Source organism: Rhodopirellula sp. SH410 (assembly GCF_055811895.1).
The window spans coordinates 1151497-1172073 of the sequence record NZ_CM147949.1; the positions used below are offsets into that span (position 1 = coordinate 1151497).

Consider the following 20577-nt stretch of genomic DNA (forward strand, 5'->3'; position numbering starts at 1 on the left):
TGCTGCCCGCCCGGCGTGGTGGGCGTATCCAGTCTAGTCACTCTCAGATTCGTCTGAAAAAAGATCCAGCAGGGCCGAATCGAACGCTTGGCTAGCCGATGCCGAGTCGTCGGATGGTGACGATCCCAATCCCGTGGCCAGCATGTCCACTGCCCGCTGTGCACTGGCTTCTCCTCCGGTTTGGAGCTCGATGCCACCCGTCAAAATATCGTCGAGCGGGTTCGACGAATCCTCGATCGTGGAAACCACCGGGTGGCCGATTCGATCGTTCGATCGCGGTACCAGGTTGGCCGAGCCCAAGTTCGCCGTCGAGACGCTCGCAAAGGCCTGAGTCGATGCAAACGAACCTTGCACACCGAGCGACCCGTCGCTGCCCGCACTCGCCAAGCTCACCGTCGACAACTCCGCCGGTGACGAGATCGGCTCACCTGATCCGTTGACACCGCTGGTGTCACGCTCGTTGAGCTCGTTGATCACCTGCAACACGTCGACGGTCGTGATGAAACCGTCGCCATTGACATCGTAGTAATCCGGCGGCGAGGTGGTCAGTTCGGACACACTAAATGGTGACGAAGTGTCCGCTCGCGAATTAATCAGGTTCAAGATTCGCAGTGCATCGATCGCACTGACAAATCCGTCACCCGTCACGTCGTATGAATCCACCGGATTCTGATAGATCGATTGATTGAACGTGATCGTTACCGGAATGGGATTGCTGAGCCGTCCGGTGTCGTCGATCAATCGATAGGTGAACTGATCCGTTTGGCCAGGCACCGGTTGGTTATTCAGATCCGTGCTCGCGGTAAACGAAAACGCACCGTCTTCGCGACCGAGTAGATCGACGGTACCCGTGCCACCTGCGGGCTGAGTCAACGACCCCGGAGCAATCCGAATTGTCGAACCGGGATCGGGGTCGTTATCGTTGCGGAGCAGACCGAGCGATGGATCGGTGATCCGCACGCTGCCACCGACGGGAACCGAATACGCATCTTCACCAGTAACATTGCCACGCGGTGCATCGGGAACTTCGTTGACGATGAAGTCGAACGAGTACGAATTGACAAAGGTGCCATCGAAGGCTTCGATCTCAATTTGCACTTGTCCCGATTGATCCGCTTTGGGGCTGATCTGCAACGTGTCGCCGATGAATCGAATTGAATCAATCAGCGGATCGGCCGCGAAATCTGCCGCCGTTGGGTTATTGATCGAACCCAGTCGACGGACACGATAGGTCAACGCGTCGTTATCGGGGTCGAAGAACAGCCCATCGGAATCAACCTGCAGTCGACGCAAGCGTGCCAAAGCCACCCCGTCTTCATCGATTTCGGTGGGTTGCAAACTGCCCACGACGATCGGTGCATCGGGTGTACCGATCACGTTGACATCGATCACTTGACTGACCGTCAACCCTGACGGATCGACAGCTTTCACCGTCAGTGTCGTCGAACCGAAACCAAACGGCGTGAAGTTCAACGTCAACATGTTGCCGCTGACCGTTGCTTGAATCAGGCTGCTATTGCCAACGTCCGGTTGTGGGAATGTCAGGACATCCCCGTCGGCATCGGTGAACCATGATGTGAGGTCAAACGAAGCTGTCTCGTCGGCTTGTTTGCGTTCTTGGAATTCAAGGGTCGTTTGACCGGCCTCTCCTCGCACGCCAACAAACTCGGGCGGATTGTTGATATTGCCCACCACGATCGTCGCCGTCGCGGTGGCTGTCGCACCGAGCGAATCGCTCACAACGTAGCTGAACCGATCGATGCCGCTGAAATTCACTCGAGGCGTGTAAATCAGGTTGTTGCCGACCTGAGCAATTTGACCGCCGCCACCTTCGGTACGGCGGTATTGCACCACCGCACCGTTGACGATCGACGTGAATTGATTCGGCACCAAACTGATCGTTTGGTTCTGCGGTGGGGCGACTTCATCGGCAGGACCGGCCGTGTCGTTGCTGAGAATTCCATTGATCGTTTGGCCGTTGACGACAATCGACCCCGTGATCGGAATCGTAAGAACCGGAGCACTGGCCGAGGTTCGCTCGGACGTTTGATAGGTCTCGTTGTTCAGTCGAGGGTTGTCGTTGATCGGATCGATCGTGATTTCGACGCGGCCTTTCACGGTTGCCGATTGGCTGACGATGGAACCGGGCAGCGTGCTTAGCAACCGATCGGCCACCGTGTAGGTGAACGAATCAGGAGTGAGTCCGTTGTAGTCCGCCGGTGGCGTGTACAGGATCGTGCGACCATCCGCACCGATGGCCAGCGACCCACCCTGAGCCGTCCGGAACGCCGTGGTATCGGTTCCGGCTCGCAGGAAGAACAGCACCTGCTCCTGCGGTTCGCTGCCGGGGCCGGCGGTGTAGAACGGATCGATCAGGTCGACGGCATCGAAGACGACCGGGCCGAGGCTCGTTTGATCGTCTTGACTGACCACATTGTCTTCGTTGATCGTCCGTGTCGTGATCACATCGCTCGCATTGACACCGACCTGTAATGTCGGTGGATCGTTGACGGGGGTGACCGTGATCGTGGCCGAGACTCGCTGCGTGCTGACGAGTTGATTCTCAGGAGCCCCTGGGACAACATCGCTCACGCGAGCGTCGAAGACCACTTTTCCGGCGAAGTCATCGTCGGCAGCGAAGGTGAACGTGCCGTTGGACATCACCGTGAGCGTACCCGCAAACTGTCCGGATTCGCCATACAGATCACGAGTGCCGACATCATCGGTGTAGATCTGCACGCCACCGGGCGTAACGGTTGTCACGCCGACGAGCAAGCCATTGTTGTTGTCGAACGTGTCACTGCCGAGGTCATCGCTGGCCTGCAGGAATCCGCCCTCGGGGATATTGTACTGCGGGTTGGGGATGCCGATGACCGGTGGTTGGCCACCGACAACACGCACGAGGTAATCTTCCACTTCGCCGCTCAACGCCAATCCAACCGGTGAACCGGTGCCGGTGCGCGAGATGCGGAACCGAGCGTAGGTGTCTGCGGACTGTCCCGCCGGCAATTTCGGCGTGGTGTCAGGAATCGTGATGCTGAACGAACGATTCGTCGTGCCATCACCAAAGATAGCCGGGTTCGCAACGCTGCTATCCGTCGCGAGATCGGGTGAAATCACCAATTCGCCTGGATCATCCCAGTCACCGTCCGCATTGAAGTCGATCCAACCCTCGAGCACTCCCGCGCCCGTCACGACCACATTGATCGACGTGGTCAGGTTGGGATTGAAGATGCCCTGCGGGTTACTCTCGCTGGTGAACGTAACTCCGTCTTCGTCATTGCCGCTGACCTCAACGACGACCGAACCGGCGGTGGGACCGTCGACGGTCGTTACACTGGCGGGGTTCAACGGGCTCAGCTGAATCGCCGCTTCGATCGCAGTGGCGATCGCAGCTTTGGTCATCGTGCCTGGGACGGCAACGGCGTAGTTGTCTTCGTCAAAAATTCCGTCGGTATCAAATTCAAAAGTAGCGATCGCCATGCCGGTATCGATCGTGAAAGTTTCACCATCGAACTGGGTGAGATCCGCCATGTCGTTGGGATTGATGGCGATGCTAACGACACCCGCATCCTGAGTGGTCGCGAACACGCCCCCGCCACCACTGACGCCGATGGTTAGATCGTCGCCATCGGCAGTTCGTACGGAGAGCCCATCGAGTTCCGCGTCCACGCTCGTGCCGAGCATTGGGCCGTTCCCGATGATGTGTCGAGCCCCATTGTCTTTGAGCAGCGTGGGATAACGACCTGCAACCGAGCCGACCGGGTCGGGGGCATCGCCATAATCCAAGGCAATATCCGACAGATTGATCGTGAACTGCGTCGTGCGATCATTGCGATTGGGTTGCAATGGATTGCCGACCGAGTCCTTGATTGCCGGCAAGTAATAGTTGTCGACGGGTCCCGAAATGATCGAGGCGTTTTCAACGAACAGCGTGTTACCGCCACGATCTTCGGCGGACAACGTCGTCGTTGGTAACTCACCAGGCTTGTTGACACTGTTGAGCTGACGCAACAACACCTGCTTGACCGCTTCGGCATTGAACAGTGGCGAGATCGTAATGGGAATCGCCCCGCCGGGAACGCCGATGACGTTGAGGGTGGGGGCAGCCGAGGTATCAACCTGGGTGCCAGGTAAATCGTTGAGGATCACCGCACCGGTTGGAATGCCATTTTCATCGCGTTCGGCGATCGGATAGACCGTGCCGTCTTCGGCAGGAGTGAATCGCAGACCACCGGTGTTGTTGCGAATGGCCGCAGCCAAGCTTTCAGCGATGTCGCCGGGGGTGCTCGTCGGTTGGAAGGAAACCTGAACATTACCCGGTTGCACGCCGCCACCGTTGTCGACGGAATCGAACTCGTAGGAAACGGACACGTCGCCTTGCCGGATACGAAGGATTTCGCCATCGCCGACAATCCCACGGACGATACCAATGGCGGGCGTTCCGCTCACACCCGGCAGTCCGGTGTTGCTGACGCGGTTGCGATCGGTGCGACCCAGTGAAATCTGAGATCCGTTGACCACGGTTGCTTGCAGCCCAACCGTCGAGGCATTGATCGCCGCGGTTAAGTTTGCCGCCAATACGTCCGCACTGTCGGCAGTGCTGTACGGGACGATAATCGCACCGAGAATGTTTTGGCCAACCGGCGGCACGCCACCAATATCAAACTGGAAGACAACATCATTGCCCTCCGGATCGGTGATGATAAAGACGCTGCCGTTGGTAATGCTATTGCCGCCCAGAACGGGCATCGTCAACAGCAATGGACCAAAGACCTGAACCGTGCTGCTGCCGCTGACGCCGGGTTCCCCACGCACCTCAAGGGAGCTGCTGGGTGAGACGCTCAGTGTGAGCGGATTGTTGACGTCAACGCTCACGGCAACTTGGCCGGGAGCCACCGTGTCGCTGCCGGGCAGCAATCCGGGGATCACCGGACTGCTATCGACGCTGCCGTCGCCGTCGGTATCACCGGCGAGCACGTTCAACGCCAAGGCGACCTTGTCGGCCAACTGGGTTGCGGTATCCGTCAAGGAGTAGAGGACCTTGACATTGCCCGGGGTCACGCCATCGCCATTCGGATCGGCGTCCGTGACGAGATCGAACTCGAGTGTCTGCCGCTCTTCGAACGCGGCTGAATCCGTCAGTGCGACACCGTTGAAATCGGTAATGATTCTCGCCGTTTGGCCGGCGGGAATCGTCAGGAATACAAATTGATCCTGAGCGACGGGATCGACATTGATTCCACGCAATTGGATCGCCGACGAAATTCGGCGGGCGAGTTCGTCGCGGGAAACGTAGTATTCGCTCGTTGTTCCGTTCTCGTTGATCACCGTCTCGGTGACATCGATGGCGATGTTGCCTGCGATCACTTCGGGAGGATCGACGTCGCTGGTGTCAAACTCAAACGTATACAGCTCTGGAAGCTCATCGCCTTCACGCAGTTCCAGCGTGAAGAGCGTCCCGTCGAGCGGCGAGTTGATGGTGCCGACCTCGAATCCCGCGGGATACGTGCTGTTGACGACGATCGCTGTCGATGGAGGCTCGGGGGCTCGGCTGACGCGGATCGCGTCACCATCGAGCAGCGGACGAGCCAGACCGATCAAACGCAATTGGCCAGCGGAAACGTTGGCAAATCCAGCGGAGGGAAGATCCAGGTAGACCGTGGAAACATCCACTGTCGGGGTCAGGCCCAAGCCAGAATCGGTGATGGCCACGTTGATCAGTTCGGCGATGTCCGCACCGCTGAGATCACCCAGGCTCGTGTCGAGGGCGATTGGAATCGCACTGCTATTGCTCAGCTGAGCATCAAACGTGAATTCGAACACACGCTGAATGTTCCCATTGCCGAGCGTGAACGAATCGCCGTCAGCGATACCGTTGGCGCCCGTTCCAATCGCGGGAACTTCGAACGCAAGCGTGCGAGAGTCCTGATCCAGTCCACCGCCGGATGTATCGACGACATACCCAGACGGAGCCCCCAGAACCACTCGGCTGCTATCAACCTGCACCTCGATATCGAACGCGGCGGCGCGACTCGCGGGCAGCTCACCCGTCTCATTGACCTTGCGGCGTTCCTGGGTGATCGCCGTTTGAATGCTCTCTGCAATTTGATTGAGATAAGCATTGCGTCCCACCGCATCCGTCGGGGTTGGGATCGCCGGGAGGCTGTCCAACCGCAGTGACACACCTCTCGCGGGAGACGGTGCCGTTCCGGCGGCGAACGAATCGGGCTTCCCGGTGATCGAGATCGTGGGACCACCGGTTTCGCTGGTGATGATCAGATTACTCAGATCGTCATCGGGGACATCGACAAAGACATTGTTGATGCCATTGTTGGTCAAGGTGTTTTGGATGACCCGGTATAGCTCAAAAATACTGCCTTCGATCGCATCGACCGGGTTGAATGTGACCGGGATCGCACCGCCAGTGGCCGTGCCCCCTTCGCTCACATACTGGAAAACAAAGCTGTCGTTTCCAACCTTCAATGTGACCTCGTCACCCACCAACGATTCCGTCGGCAAGGAGATTCGTCGTGAACCGGGCAGCAACACACCATCGGCATCAAACTCGAATACCGTCGGTTCGTTCGTGCCATCGGAGATTTGGAAAATGTCTCCGTCGCGTAGACCGCCCGCATCCGTACCCACACTTGGTACGATCAGCGTGGGGGCTTCGGGGAGGAGCAATTGGTATCCCGATTCGAACTCGAATACCACCGTGCCACCATCCGAATCAGTGATTCGGATTTGGTCGCCGTCGGCAACCTGGCTGGGGTCGGGAGCGATCACCACACTGCGGTCACGGTTGTTCAACGCAACACGGTAGGAACGATCGTCTCGCCACACGCCTGCCAAAGGAATCAACGTGATTGTGTTGCTCGTTTCGTCATAACTGAACGTGTAGTCAATGCCTTCGGTGAGCAATCGGTCATTCTCAAAGACCGTGATGTTCGCACCCGATTTGCGTAGACCTGCAATCTCGGCAACCTTCAACGTGCTGTCGTCGACTCCAACTCCGGTGAACGGGTTGGAAGCATCGCCGGTGTCGACCAATTGAATTCGGAAATCACCCAACGTGCCCGATCCGCGTTGGATGAAGCTCGTCGTGAGATCACTGTCGAGTCCGGCCGCGTCGTTGTCACGTGGATTCAGAGCGACTGCAACGGGGCCGATGAAATCGGCGAGTTCAGAGCTACCACGATCCTTGAACACGGACTGTCCGGAACCGCCAGGGGTAGCGAAGTTCGGATTGTCCGCCCGCAAGACACCATTGACGTCTCGGTCAGGTGCCAGGATGTTGCTCGCCGGCAAGCCGACGGCAGACTTCACGGCCGAAAACGTACTGCGTTCGTTCAAGCTGCTCGTCGCACTGTCGATCAGCTTGGAACCCGCCGCCGGCAAGAAATTGTTGCCCTGAGCGTCTTGGAGCAACTGTTCATTGGGGCCGACGAAAAAGTTAAAGTCACCGGATTGTGAGGCCACGTTGGTCGCACCGACGACATCATCTGTCGAGAGTGATGTGTCGATCACATCGAACGGCGAGGTGGTGTCAATCGGCCAAGTGATATCAAACCGAATTTCGCTATTGCGAGACTCGTCGTGTTGGAACACGTTCCCGTTGACGATCACGTTCTGTGGCTTGATGTAATCATCGCCAGCGGTCTGCACCCGTTTTCCGAATCCAAAGAAATTGGTCTCGTCGACGGCAATGCTTTGGTGCAGGTTGGACAGCACGTTGTTCATCAAGGTTGGTGAGGCCCCTCCGGTCACCCAAATCCCACTCTCGATAATTAGCTGGTCACTGTTTTCGGCAAAATCCACGCGGTTGTTGTTGGGGAGCCGGTAATCGTTCGTTGACAATTTCAACCCGGCAGCAGTTGCCTCGGGGCTGAGTTCAATTTCCGCTACGTTATTGAATAACACGTACAACTCGGTTGTCGCGAATCCATCGGTCAGCGTGTTGGCTGGACGAATCGTCGAATTCAAGTCTTCCTGGCGATCGTGGCCGAAACCGAAGGGGAAATCGGTTTCGTTCTGCCCGAAGTAGTGCAGCGGGAAGAGCGTCCGCGTGATGCCCTCGCGGCGACTCGGATCGGACAGGTTGACAATCCCGGCGTTGTCGCCGTCTTGGCCACCGAGTGCCAATGCGGTCACCCGCGAGATCGGCCCTGAACGTCCATCCGGACCATTTCCGTTTTCGTAATTGGGGAGTGCGGGAATGTCCTGGCCTGACAACGGTTCCTGGAGTCCCTGAATCGCGTTGGCGATCGCACTCATGATGTCCGGAACCCGGTAACCGCCATCGGCCGTGTTCGTAATCAGTGGAATGTTGTAATTGCCATTGGCCAGAATGATGCTGCTGACACTGTCGGTGAACTCAAACGTCAAACTGTTTCCGACGGTGTTTGGAATACCACCGCTGACGGGGAAGTTTGGCCAGTCACCCGCGAAATCGGGAATCTGCGTCATCGTGAAGGTCGTCCCCACGAGAGCACCCGCTTTGGTCCCCGTCTGATTGGATTGAGATTCGGATTCGTTGTCGAGACTCATCACAAATTGACGCGGCGCGTAAACCTCAATGCCGATTTCATACTCGCCCGTTGTGGTGCCCCCAGTTCGACCCGAGATGCTATTGGCGTCGTAGTTGGCGTTGCCCACCGAGCTGACACCAATGTAATACGTGCCGGTCTTGAGCGCTGTGAAGTCGACAAAGGCATCGCGGCCATTGAACGCGTCGCCGACAGTCCCCGGTCGGTTGCTGGCGGGATCGGCAAAGGCCGTTGACCGCGGGTCGAGGTAACCTGGCGCTGCACCGTTGTCGGCGATCAAGGTCTCGTTGGCTGCACCCGCATTCAGGATCTGGCGTTGACCGAACTGATCAAAGATCTGAATGATCGTGTCGGGACCGCCGGCATCGGTGTCGATGTCAACGATCAGTCGATCGCCCACACCCAGTTCGGCTTTATAGAAGTCGACGTCATTTTCGTCAGCAACTCCGGCCAAGGCCGCTGGCAGGGTGAGTTCGGGAAAGACGAGGCTCAGGAACAGTTGGTCGCTGGCACTGATCGTCTGGCCACCGGTAAGGTTGACCCGTAATTGCGTGTCGGTGAATGTTACATCGACGCCCACGGTCGACGCGTCACTGACATTGACCCGCTCTAGGTCGCTGAAGTCACCTTCAAATACGTACCCATTGAAGGCTCCCTCGTCGACAACACCGGCTTCGGTGTAGTTGATCGCAATCGCTGAGTTGCTGATGCCAATGTCGGCGTTGATCGTCGTGACGGGGGCCCCGTCGGTAGCAAAATCATTGATACTGGGGAATTCCGTACCCACGCCGACCACGGCAGATCGTGAGTCGGTCACATTCGCGCCATCGAAGACTGTTCGGAATGTGATCGTTTGGTCCGCTAAACCTTGCGCGATATTGTAACCGATCGCGCCCGATTGAATGTATGGCCCGGAGTGATCCTTGCCGACGTAGGTAACGGTGGCTTCGGATAACACGTCGTTGGCATCCGCAGCGGCCGCGTCGGGGAACGACGACTGTATTCCATCGGCCCCGTACACGGTGTTGTTGATCACGCGTGCAAAGGGTTGTGGCGCTTCGGCAATGTTGGCTTCTGCGACAAAAATTCGCGAGCCGCCACCGCGTGCATACGCGGAGGTGAAGTAGATATTGCTGACCCCTTCCACATAAACCGCAACGGTTGGGAAAGCCTCGGGGGTGCGTGCGAATTCCTCGAAGAACCCGTTTCGTTGGGACGGTGACGGTGCCAGCGTCGCGGTCACGAGTTCGGCCATGTCGTTGGTCACGAGAATACTGCCCTGGATCGCTTGCTGGATCGAAAGCATCAACTCGAACGAGTCGTAACCGTATGCGCGGGCACCGGCTCGCGGTGGCACGTCGTTGTAGCCGCCCGTGGCCGCCGGGTGACGGTAGTAGATCGGCACGTGACCATCGGTCCAACCATTGCCGCCGACCACGCCACTGCCGCCCGCGGTCGTCGCTGCGCCAGCGACGTCTTCGAACTCAAAGACGACCCGTGTCCCGCCCGCGTCGATGGCCATCGCATAACCATCGGGGATCTGCGAGATGCTGCTGAGGAAATCAGTGATCTCGCCATTATTGCCAATGTTCTGGAACAAGCTGGCATCGATGACGAAGGGGCGTGACTCGCCCTCAATCTTGATGCCTGATAAGCCGGCCTGATCGACTGTGTTGTTGCGTATCACCACGCCCGTGCTCAACCCACCTTCGACAGAGTTATTGAGTGTTGGCAGGTTCCTTGCCACGCCCAGCGAAGGGTTGCCCACCGGTGGTAGTTGCAAGAAGGGGTGAGGATCGGTGACGGTGCGATCGAGCCCATACACGTCGTCCTGGTTACCGAAGAATCCACCGCCAAAGAAGGATCCGTCTGGGTTGGCGCGGATGTCTTCGGGATCGGTGCCGCGGTCGCCCGGTTCCGACCAAATGCCGATCGCGTGAACATCACTAATCGTGTTGTTTTCAATGATCACCTGGCCCTGGGTGCGTTTGTAATTACTATCGCCGGTGCCGTTAAAGAGCACGGCCGGCATGAAAATCCGGCGCTCATTGTTGTCCGTCATTTCGGACCCCAGCGGATCGGACGTGGCCGGCGCGTCGGTGAAGGACTGCAGCGGTTGGAACGTGCCCGCGACAATTCCGGTGAGATTCAAGCGATTGCCCGTCATCGTTTCCGTATCGAGCCCGGATGCCGAAGCGGCTTCGGCGTCGAGTTGGTTGGACTCATTGATCGCCGTACGCAGCCTCATCGCAAGTTCAACGGGCGTATCAGTGGGCAGGAACGGTAGCCGTTGATTGCCAAATCCGGCGACGCCATCGGTGTCGAACTCGAACACCTGCGTCATTTTTCCATCGCTCAGTTCGAACGTGTCACCATCCGCAATCTGTGACCCCGCAGGGACGATCAGTGCGATTTCCTGTGCCTGGCGAGCGTTCGTGTCGAACGAGGCCGTCAGCTGTTGAGCGAGCGCTGTGGGTGTCGAGAAACTGGTCGCCCGGCGGGCTTCGAGTTGATACTCGCCGGCAGGCCCGCTATTGAACCCGGTGCTTTGGAAGCTGGTCTCACCCGGGATGGCGTTGAATACCGTTTCACCACGCTCGGCGAAGCCGACAATGAAGTCATCCAGGAACAATCCATCGACGCCCGCTAACGCAGTCGCGTCACCCTCATATTCAAATTCAAAGCGGACATCCGTATCGCCCGCAAACGCACCGAGATCCACAATCTGCTGATGCCACTCGCCATCGCCGAGGAAGTCGGTGCCAAACTGATGATTCAACGCAAAAGGACTGTCTGTCAAATTGCTAAGCGTGATTCCCGTTGGGTTCTCATTGCTCGTGATTTTCAGGCTGACATCGTCTGTCGGGCTATCCCACAGATAGTTGAAATAGAGGCGTGGCAAGTCCTCAGCGACGTAACCGGTCAAATCGAATGGATCACTGCGCAGGTTGCCCGTGGACTCGTTATTGCGGTTAAGGAACAAGCTTTCGTTCGTGCTGATGCCCGTATCGACGGGCTGCCCCTCAACGGAAACGTGCAGCAGGTAGCGTCCTGAAATCGGTATGTCCGCAGCTGCGCTCGTTACCGTCACCACGCCATTGGAGATCGCCACATCGGTATCCGTATTAACGACACCAATGAAATAAACCCCCGCATCGAGAAATCCATCAAAGAATGGATCGCGACTACGACCGATGACATCCCCGGTATTGAAGACGAAACCGGCGCCGAGACTGCCGAGTTGTCCTTCACTTGGACGCGAATCTAAAATTCGGCCAGGTGGTGTCAGTACCTGCGGTGTCGCATCAATGATCACCAAATCCACATCAACGCTGTCGAAGTCCCGTGAGTAACCTTCACCGGGTTCTTGGTCGTTCGGATTATCAACATCTTCGCCTTGGAAGGGGTTGTAGCCCTCGTCGACATCGAGAATGACACGTGTGTTGTTGTTCGTAACGACCAACTGATAGAAGTCCGAGATATCGCCACCCATCCCGCCTTCAATCGTCACGTGCGGGATCGTGTTGGCGGTGTAATCGAACTGGCCACCAATCTGCGTGTTATTGCCCAGCGAAAATGGCAATGAACCGAGGTCGAGTGCCCCAAGCGGATTCTGGGCACCTTCGGGGATCGTTTGCACGGAGGTATATGGCGCCGTTGCAAAGAAGCTGGACCCTTGGGTCTCGCTGTAGAGCGTTTGGTCGCGTCCGGTTTGGGCGACATTGCTGTCATCGAAATTACCGTAGACCCCGTGACCGAATTCACCGCCCCGCTCCGTCGATTTGGTAAAGCCGCTGCCGACAATCTCTACGTCGTTAAACAGTTCATCAAAGCGCGGACCACCGAAAACGCTATCGTTGGATGCGGAACCCGTCGGCACATAAGTGTCGATGCGATCTTCGAATAATCGTTGTACTGAGTTGATCGGTTCACGTCGTACGTCGTTGTTGAACAACTCGTCGGGAACTTGCGTGGCCGCCGAAACAGCCACGTAGTAAGAGCCCTCGGGCAACGAAACCGGACCGATCAGAGGATCGGCGGTCGAGATCGATCCGCGGTCAAGGCGTTCGGCTAAATTGTCGCCATCACCGAAGGGACTCGTTTGATCCTCGGCGACGTTGCTGTCGGCACCGAACAAGACGAGCTGGGGTTGGGCGGGGCCGAATTCACCGTCGGAATCGTAATACACACTGATGTTGGTGTCCGGACGTGTCAGACCGGAGGCGTAATCAATGTCAAACACCGTCGATAGGTAGTTCTTCAGCTGGCCGGTGGTTGTGACGGATGCATCGAGGTCGATTTGGAAGAAGTCGATGTCGTTACTGCTGCTCAGCGAACCGGCCACACTGATGACGGGGTTCTTGCCCTCGAGCAAATTCCCAACGTTCTGGGGACGGTTCTGCGGGGCACTGTCGTCTTCTCCCAAGGGAACCAGCTGCAAGGTGTCGTTGCTGGCTACGGTGAACCCGTTTTCGTTAGTCTGTTCGTTCTCGCCGGCTTCACCCAATAGCGGTGATTCCCCGGGCAGGCCGCGGACATGGATGCCCTGGTTGGCATAGCGGATATCGGCGAACCGCACCACACTGCCAGGATACTCCTGTGCTTCTTGCAGCCGGACTTGGAATTTGTAGTTGCCGCGACTGCCGCCCGCATTCGGATCGTCTGGATTGTTCGACGCGCTGCGGACGCGCACGTAGTACACGCTGCGACTCTCGACGCCACTGGCGTCGCCTGGCAAGACAACGTGGAGACCGGCATCACGTGGATTGACGCTGCCAATGTCGAGATAGTTGCCAAACACATCGAAGTCGGTGTAGCTGTCGTCGCGTGACTGCAGTGGACCGACAAGTCCATCCACGGACGGATCCGTCGCTACCGTGTCACCGGCATTGGAGTTATCGCTGCGCGCCAACACAACGCCATTGGAATCGAGCACTTCGACAACCGTATCCAAACCGAATGTCGTGTCGTCGACGTCCACCCAGACACTCGAGCCGGCGCTACCGACAAAGCTATACGTGTCAACGTCGGTTGGCTCGGAGAGATAGCCGCTGACTTCGAAACCGAGGCGACGATTCTCATCACCCGTGTTCAAGTCATTTGCCAAGTCGCCCAAGACCTGAGCCTGCTGCACGGTGCCGTTGCGGCCCGGTGCCACGTCAGTAGCAAGTTCTTGCTCGAGCACAAAATCAACATTGCGGTCATTGCTGTATTGGTCCAGCAGCACGCTCCGCCAATCGTTCGATTCCGGACGCGACCCATAGGAATCACCGTTGGTATCGGTGAACTGCGTTCCGTCGACGCCGATTCCTGCGCCGACCGTGTCATCTTTAAAGCTCGTCAAAACGACGGGCGCGCCTGGCAGACCAACAATTTGCACGGTCCCGCCGATACGCTGAGCGCTATCGCTCGTTTCGCCCGTGGCGGTGAATCCGGTCCCGAGTGTGGGGCTGTTCGGCGTACCGCCGCCCATCAGTTTCACCACGAGAGATTCGTTGGCGCGGCTCTGTAGCCGTAATCCGCCCGAACTCTGCATGTTGCCGACGATCACGCTCTCGCTGAGCACGTGCACAATGTCGGTATCGTCCCAAACCGATTCGGTGAGCAACTCGCCACCGCGAATCACCAAACCGCTGATCTGTTTGTCGGCATCGTCGTCGGCGGGCACGACCTCGAACCGGTTCTCGCGAATCAACGGACCTTGGTTGTCGTCGAGATGCGAGAACGTATCAACAACGCCGGTTTGGCGACCGGTATCACGCAGATAGTCGGCGGTCATGGAATCGACATCAATCGCGATCGTTGCCCCGCGGTTATCGACAAAATCATTGGCCACGATGACCGGTTGACTGCCGCGCACGAAAATGACGGATGCGTCGGAGGCGAGTCGGCCGCCACGTCCGGGGCTGCCCGATCCGTCCTGGCCACTTTCATTGAACTCAAAACGAGAATTCACCACACGCCCATTGGCCTGTTGCAATTCCAACGGTGCGAAACCGTGGCTCTCGCCACCTTCGACTAAGCTGATGCCCCCGCCGTAGGCGACGATGGCATGATCCAAGCTAACGTTGGCGTTGGGCCCGGCGTAGATGCCCGACCAATCGCCGCGCTCGGCTGCTTGCGAGCCCGTGATCGTGCCCACATCATTATTGGTGTCAAAAGTACCCCCGGCACCGTATCGATCATCTTGGGTGCTGGTGAAGACGACCGGACGCGCCAAGGTGCCTTCGGCGAGCAGTTGGGCCCCGTGGCCCAATTCGATGCGGGCCCCCGTCAGCTTGACCACCATGCCTGGATCCACGACGAGGGAGGCATCGAGCCGACCGCGACGTCCAACGTGCGACAGATCCAAAATGCCTTCGGAAGCCGAGCCGGTATCGGTGTACGTCGAGCGGGAACCGTCGAGGTCAGCGATCAGGCGATAACCATTGAGACTCTTGCTGACGTCATCGGCATCGGCCGCTGTGGTAAACTCTGCTCGATAGAGCCGTCGTGATACGTAATCCGTTCCAATCGGAATCCGCGGCAATCCCGCTAGCTGGATGCTCGCGCCGGTGAGCGATTGCCCACTTGCAGCGGACTGACGGAGCGACCCCGACACGTTTGTCGGCGCCGATTCGAATCCATTGGCGTCAACATAGGTCATCAGGTAGGCCACCGTCTGGGTGCCTGCGGGCAAGCTGCCGCCGGTCAATACCTGTGCGGATGCCTGGGCCAGCGACGGTCGAATGCCGTCGTTAATGGAACCGCCGGGGGTGCCCGCGATGACGAGATTTTCAGCGATGTAATGGACAATGCTGATGTCGTCAAAGCGCGCAGCAGCAGTGAGCTGCGTCGGTGGCGAGTTCGGCGTAACAATCGTGCGGATGAACAGCCCGTTGATACTGTTGCCCGTCAACACGTTGTTCTTAATGTCGGGGCCGATGCGGCTGTAATCCGGCGTGAACGCACCCGCCTGTTGGAACGCAGGCGTGCCGAAGGTCGTCTCTCGGAAACTATCCGGGGCGGCACTGATCGCCGCGCTGCTACTGAGCGAGATTTCACTAAAGGAAATGCTGGGTCGCAAATTGATCAGTTCGATCGGATTGATCGTCTGTTGCACCGAGTCGACGCGAATGTCGCTGGCACCACCGTAGCGAATCTCGGCATGATTGACCGATTGGAGGAAGATGCCTTCATCTTCCAAGTCGCGGCGCCCTTGGGCTTGATCGACGTCACGGCGGAATACCAATCCACCCCAGTCGCCAGGTTTTGCTGCGGGGGAGGTGCCTGCACCGGACTTGTCGGCTTGACGATCACGTGTGCTCGTGAAAATGACGCTGCCGTCGTCGTAGCCAAGTCCCGCGTCGTTGCTATCGCCGAGAATCATCTCGGTGGGATCGGTCGCATTGAAGTCAACCAATCGAGGCGTCCCGAGTACCTGCAGCGCGCCACCACTGCGGTCGATCAACGAGCTGCTGCTGCCGACGCTGATCCGCGCCGAACGCATCTTGAAGATGGCTGCGGCATCGATCATCGTTGTCACGCCCGCTGGGATCTCCATGTCCCGGCCATCCTCGAGGACGCTGCCACCGATTTCGCTGAGTCCAAACTCATAGGCAAAATTATCGACTTCCGTGGTCACGTCTTGGTCCGAACCGCCGTTACCGACAATCCGGACAATGTCGCCCCGCTGCGTCGCACCAAAGGCGTTGGCCACGGCGGGATTATTGATGTTGTTAAACGGCGCATCGAGGCTGCCATCGGCATTGGTAGCGGCGAGTTTGTCGACGAAGATCATCCGCCCGAACGTTTCCACGCCGCGGAAATTATTCGAAAACTTGATCGCCTGTTCGCCATCGAGCGTGAGGCTGTCGCCACTGACCGTTGCCGTCACCTTGGTGGCGTCTTGACGGCCATTGATCGCTGTCGCAAGTAACTCGGCTAAGTTACCCGCTGGCGAATCGTTGCCGGCAGTGTTGCTATAGGAAACAGCAATGTTGCCCGGAAGTGGCGAACCACCGCCGATAGGAATGAATTCATAGGTGCGAGAATCACCGTTGCTACCGGTGATCATGATGGTCTGCCGCGGTGTGATCGCTTGGCCAGCAAGGGTGAAGTTCAGCGTTCGCTGTTCGGGGCGAGTCTGGAACCAGAAGTTGTTCACACCACGAGGGGTGCCGTCGCCGTCACCATCGAGCGGCGTGCCAGGGACGCCCGCGCGAGAACCATCTTGATCTCGAATCACGTCGACTTCATCGACCTGCGGTTCAAACTTGATCCGCAACTCGTAGTCGCCTTGCGTCAAGCCACCGAAGCCGCTGTCCTTGATCATCGGGTCGTACGTGTCATTGCCGCTCGCCGCGACGCCGATGTAATACACGCCCGCACCGAGCGACGCATTGAGGAACGAATCTTCACTAAAGTAATCGTCGTTGCGGCTGAGTTGCTGCACTCCGCCACCGGACAACACGACTGGACTGGTCCGTAGGTCCTGGCCGCTGATGTCGGTCGTCGACGAGCCCTTAACAAGGCTGACATTGAACAGGCTGCTCGCCAGAGCATCGCCCTGAATCGCCGCGATCACATCGCTGACCGGAACACTCGTGATGAATCGGCCGCGGCGAGGCAGGTCAACCAGGATGCCGTTTGGGATCACATTGCCGTTGTTGTCGACAAGCGGTGTCACCCGTACCGCATCATCACCCACACCGCGATCGCTCTCGATGAACTCGATTCTCGATCCATTGCCGGTCGCACCAACTTGCACGGCATCGAATTTCAATAGCAGCGTAGGACCAATCTTCAAATCAGTCGTCGCACTCGCTCGCACTTCCTGAAATAACGTCAGGGTGGTGTCGAGCGAACTGGAGTCCGCCAAACGCTCAGCATAGGTCTCCACACTGAGCTGACCGACGCGATCGGCGTCGTCCAAATTGACTTCAAACCGATACAGGTCGACGTCGACACTGTCGGGACGGGCGACGTATTGGCCGTGCAGCACATCGACGTTCGACGGGAACACGGGTTCCCAGTTGGGCAACTGGAAATCGTCAATATTGTCGGGCATGTAGACTAGCGAGCCCTCGGTCGTGGGAACCTGGCTAGGCAACACGATGGGGTCAATGGGATCGTTGAGGAACCCTCGGAACTCCGGGAAGTCCTCATCAAAGACTTGATAGTTGGGCGAGTTGGTATTCGTTGTGGGGGCGGTGATCTGAGGACCGAGCACACCGTCGCTGGCACGCCGTAGCAATGCCTCCTCGTTGAACGCGTTGAGCGACATCAACACCTGAGGTGCCTGGTCGGGAGCGGCCAGCAAACCCAGCAGGAAGCCCACCCCAGCGGCAGCCTTGCGCGTGAAGTCTTCGCCGTAATTCAGCCCGAAATTTGCTTGGTTACTGAACACAATCGATGCATTGGACGTCGCCGCAGTGGCATTGTCATTGATCGCGGGGTCGACACGCACCGACGCTTGCAATTGAGGCACCGACGTGAATCGTTGAGAAGCAGGCAGGAACGGGTTGGTCAATACGCTGCTGGTTTCACCCAATGCAAACGTGATGCCCTGATTCGCCGTTTCGGTGAACTGCACGCCAATCTCGTGGCTCCACAGCTCCAGCACTTCGCGAATACGCTGTTTCTGTGTCGGTGTGATCTGATTCAACGACGACGTCGAGCCGCTTTGGAAATAGACGCCCTTGAAGTTGTAGGGGATCTCGGTGATGCCCGCCTGCGTGTCAGGACCAAATGCCGCGTTGATATGCTCGATCAGCAATCGATGACCGGGATCATCGTCGCCACCGGGCAATTGAATCGCGAGATCCTGCGGCGAAATTGAGTCCCGAATCACCAGGCTCGTCAGCACACCGGATTGCCCGAACGTGCCGATATTCAGTGACGTGCCCAGCGTATCGCCCAGACCTGTCAGCGTGATCGGGGACGCACCGACCAGATTCTGCGGCAGCGGCAGATTGGTGGAATTGCTGTTGACCGAAATTGAGATGATACCGCTGATCACCGCATCGCCCGCGATCACATTGACGAGATCGCTGACAACGGGCGTGCTGCCGCCGTAGTTGAACACGATCACGCCCGTGGAGTCCTGCGACACCGATAGCCCGTTCGTGCCGGTATTGACAAATCGAATCTGTTGCCCGGAGGCATCTTCGCCGACCGCGCGTGAGACGAATTCGAACGAAGCGTTGTCCGAACCGAGCGATACGGTTGCCGACGGTGCCGTTACGAAGTCCGTTGGCGGGACGATTAAGTCAGCCTTGGCATCGACCGCGGTACCAATCCGCAATCGGAACGTACCACCACCGACCGGAACACCGGGCAAATTGTTAATGTCGGTATCGAAGATCAACCGTGCCGTGAAGGTGTTCGCATCGTAGATCACCTGTTTCGGCTGATAGAAGATGTCGTCGGTCGTGCGGACCGTTTCCTGGGTTAGCAGCAATTGATAGAACCGTGGGTTCTCCGCGGAACGCTCAGTCGGCTGCCCGTCCGGCCCATTCTCGGTGAACAACGGGTCTTCATTGAAGTAAACCACCACCTCGTCACGATTCTGCGTCAGCGATCCGTCTGCATTGCGAACCACCGGCTGCGGGACGATCGATTCGACCAACGCCCCGAGATCGAGTTGGAAGTCGATCGTTTCCGTGCGTGTCCCCGGCACCGACGGCTGAATCAACTCACCCTGCAAATTACGCAGACCCACGATTCGTGGAGTCGCATTGGGATCGTCATAACCGTAGATGTTGATGCGGTAGTTGTCGTCCGGCAGTGTGTCGGCAAACCGTACAACAATTTCGTTTTCGTTGGGATCGCCCAGCGTCACCAGACCGGGCTGGATAGCCACGTCGTCGGCGGTGCCGAACGAACCATCGCGACCGCTACGCGTGATTTGGATAGCATCCAGCGTGTTGGTATCGATCTGCTGATCTTGGTCGAACCGGAACGTCAGCACGCGTGGGGCGACCTGCCGCACATCGCCATTGTCGATCAGTTCCCCCTCGTTGGGCTGGATGCCGATCAACTGAGGCCCGGCTAGCAACTGCCGGGGCTCGAGCGTTTCGAGCAAGTGTTGACGCCGCGTCAGACGCGAAGCACCACGGCGTTTGCCATCACGCTCACGACGCTGCGAGCGTTCAGAACGCTCCGACGATGAGGAGGGAGCGGATGAGACGGGGGAAGACGATGAGTTTCGCTGACGCGAGGTCATAGACCGAACCTTCTTGGCAGAGCGGACGGCGGAACGGCGGCAGCAAGCAGGAAAATGCTCACACCACCGGAAAACCGTTGCACTTGTTGTGGATCTCGAAGTTCTGAAAGGGGCTGTCTGCACACCGCAATGGAGCTTATGGCGGGAGGCACTCCCACATTTCAAGCTCCAGTTGCCGCTGCACACATGGTGCCGAGTATAGTTGCAGCATCCAGGGTCGCAAATTTTTGCCACACTGCTGGATACCTCAAGAATCGTCTCAGCAAGCGGACTCACTCCGGACATCCGGGATGATTCCGCGTTCCTTTGGACGCCGCCGACAGGGAAAAGTTCCCGTGGAACAGCAATCGCCCAACGATTAGTTTTCAGCTTTTTGGGGCACTCTGGCAAACACTAAAATGGCATTCCGGGGTAAAAAACTCACCATTTGAGCGGCCTGTGGCGAACTATTCGGCACGACCGATAACAATGGGGGGGCAGATTGTCGCCAGCGACCGACGGGCGGCGTCCCCCCCCATTGAGTCCACCGCCGGCCTGACGCCGTAAGGGCGGGCATTGGAGGATCGCCGAAGGGTGGCGACCGTCACCAGAGGGTGGTGGATCACGGATGCCTTCAAATACTTCAAAAGACTCACGAAGTGGTGGTGAGCGACGGACGAAACCTACTTGGTCCCGCGAAATTTCGATTCAACCGGCGGCAATGACCGACACTCGCTGCGAAGGCCGGTGCCAAGCTCGGGGGAGGATGGCGGCGAGAACGTAGTCGACTTCGCGGTCTTCGATACGCACCCAACGGCGCGTTGTTTTCAGCTAGAATAGTCA

General features: G+C 58.0%; 1 protein-coding gene. It reads right to left on the reverse strand.

Annotated features, from left to right (window positions below; all coding sequences use genetic code 11):
• Window positions 1–33: 33 nt before the first annotated feature.
• Window positions 34–19755 (reverse strand): Ig-like domain-containing protein, encoded by a 19722-nt coding sequence (locus SH410x_RS04535; protein ID WP_473675019.1) that lies wholly within the window; start codon window positions 19753–19755, stop codon window positions 34–36.
• Between the last annotated feature and the right edge of the window lie 822 nt (window positions 19756–20577).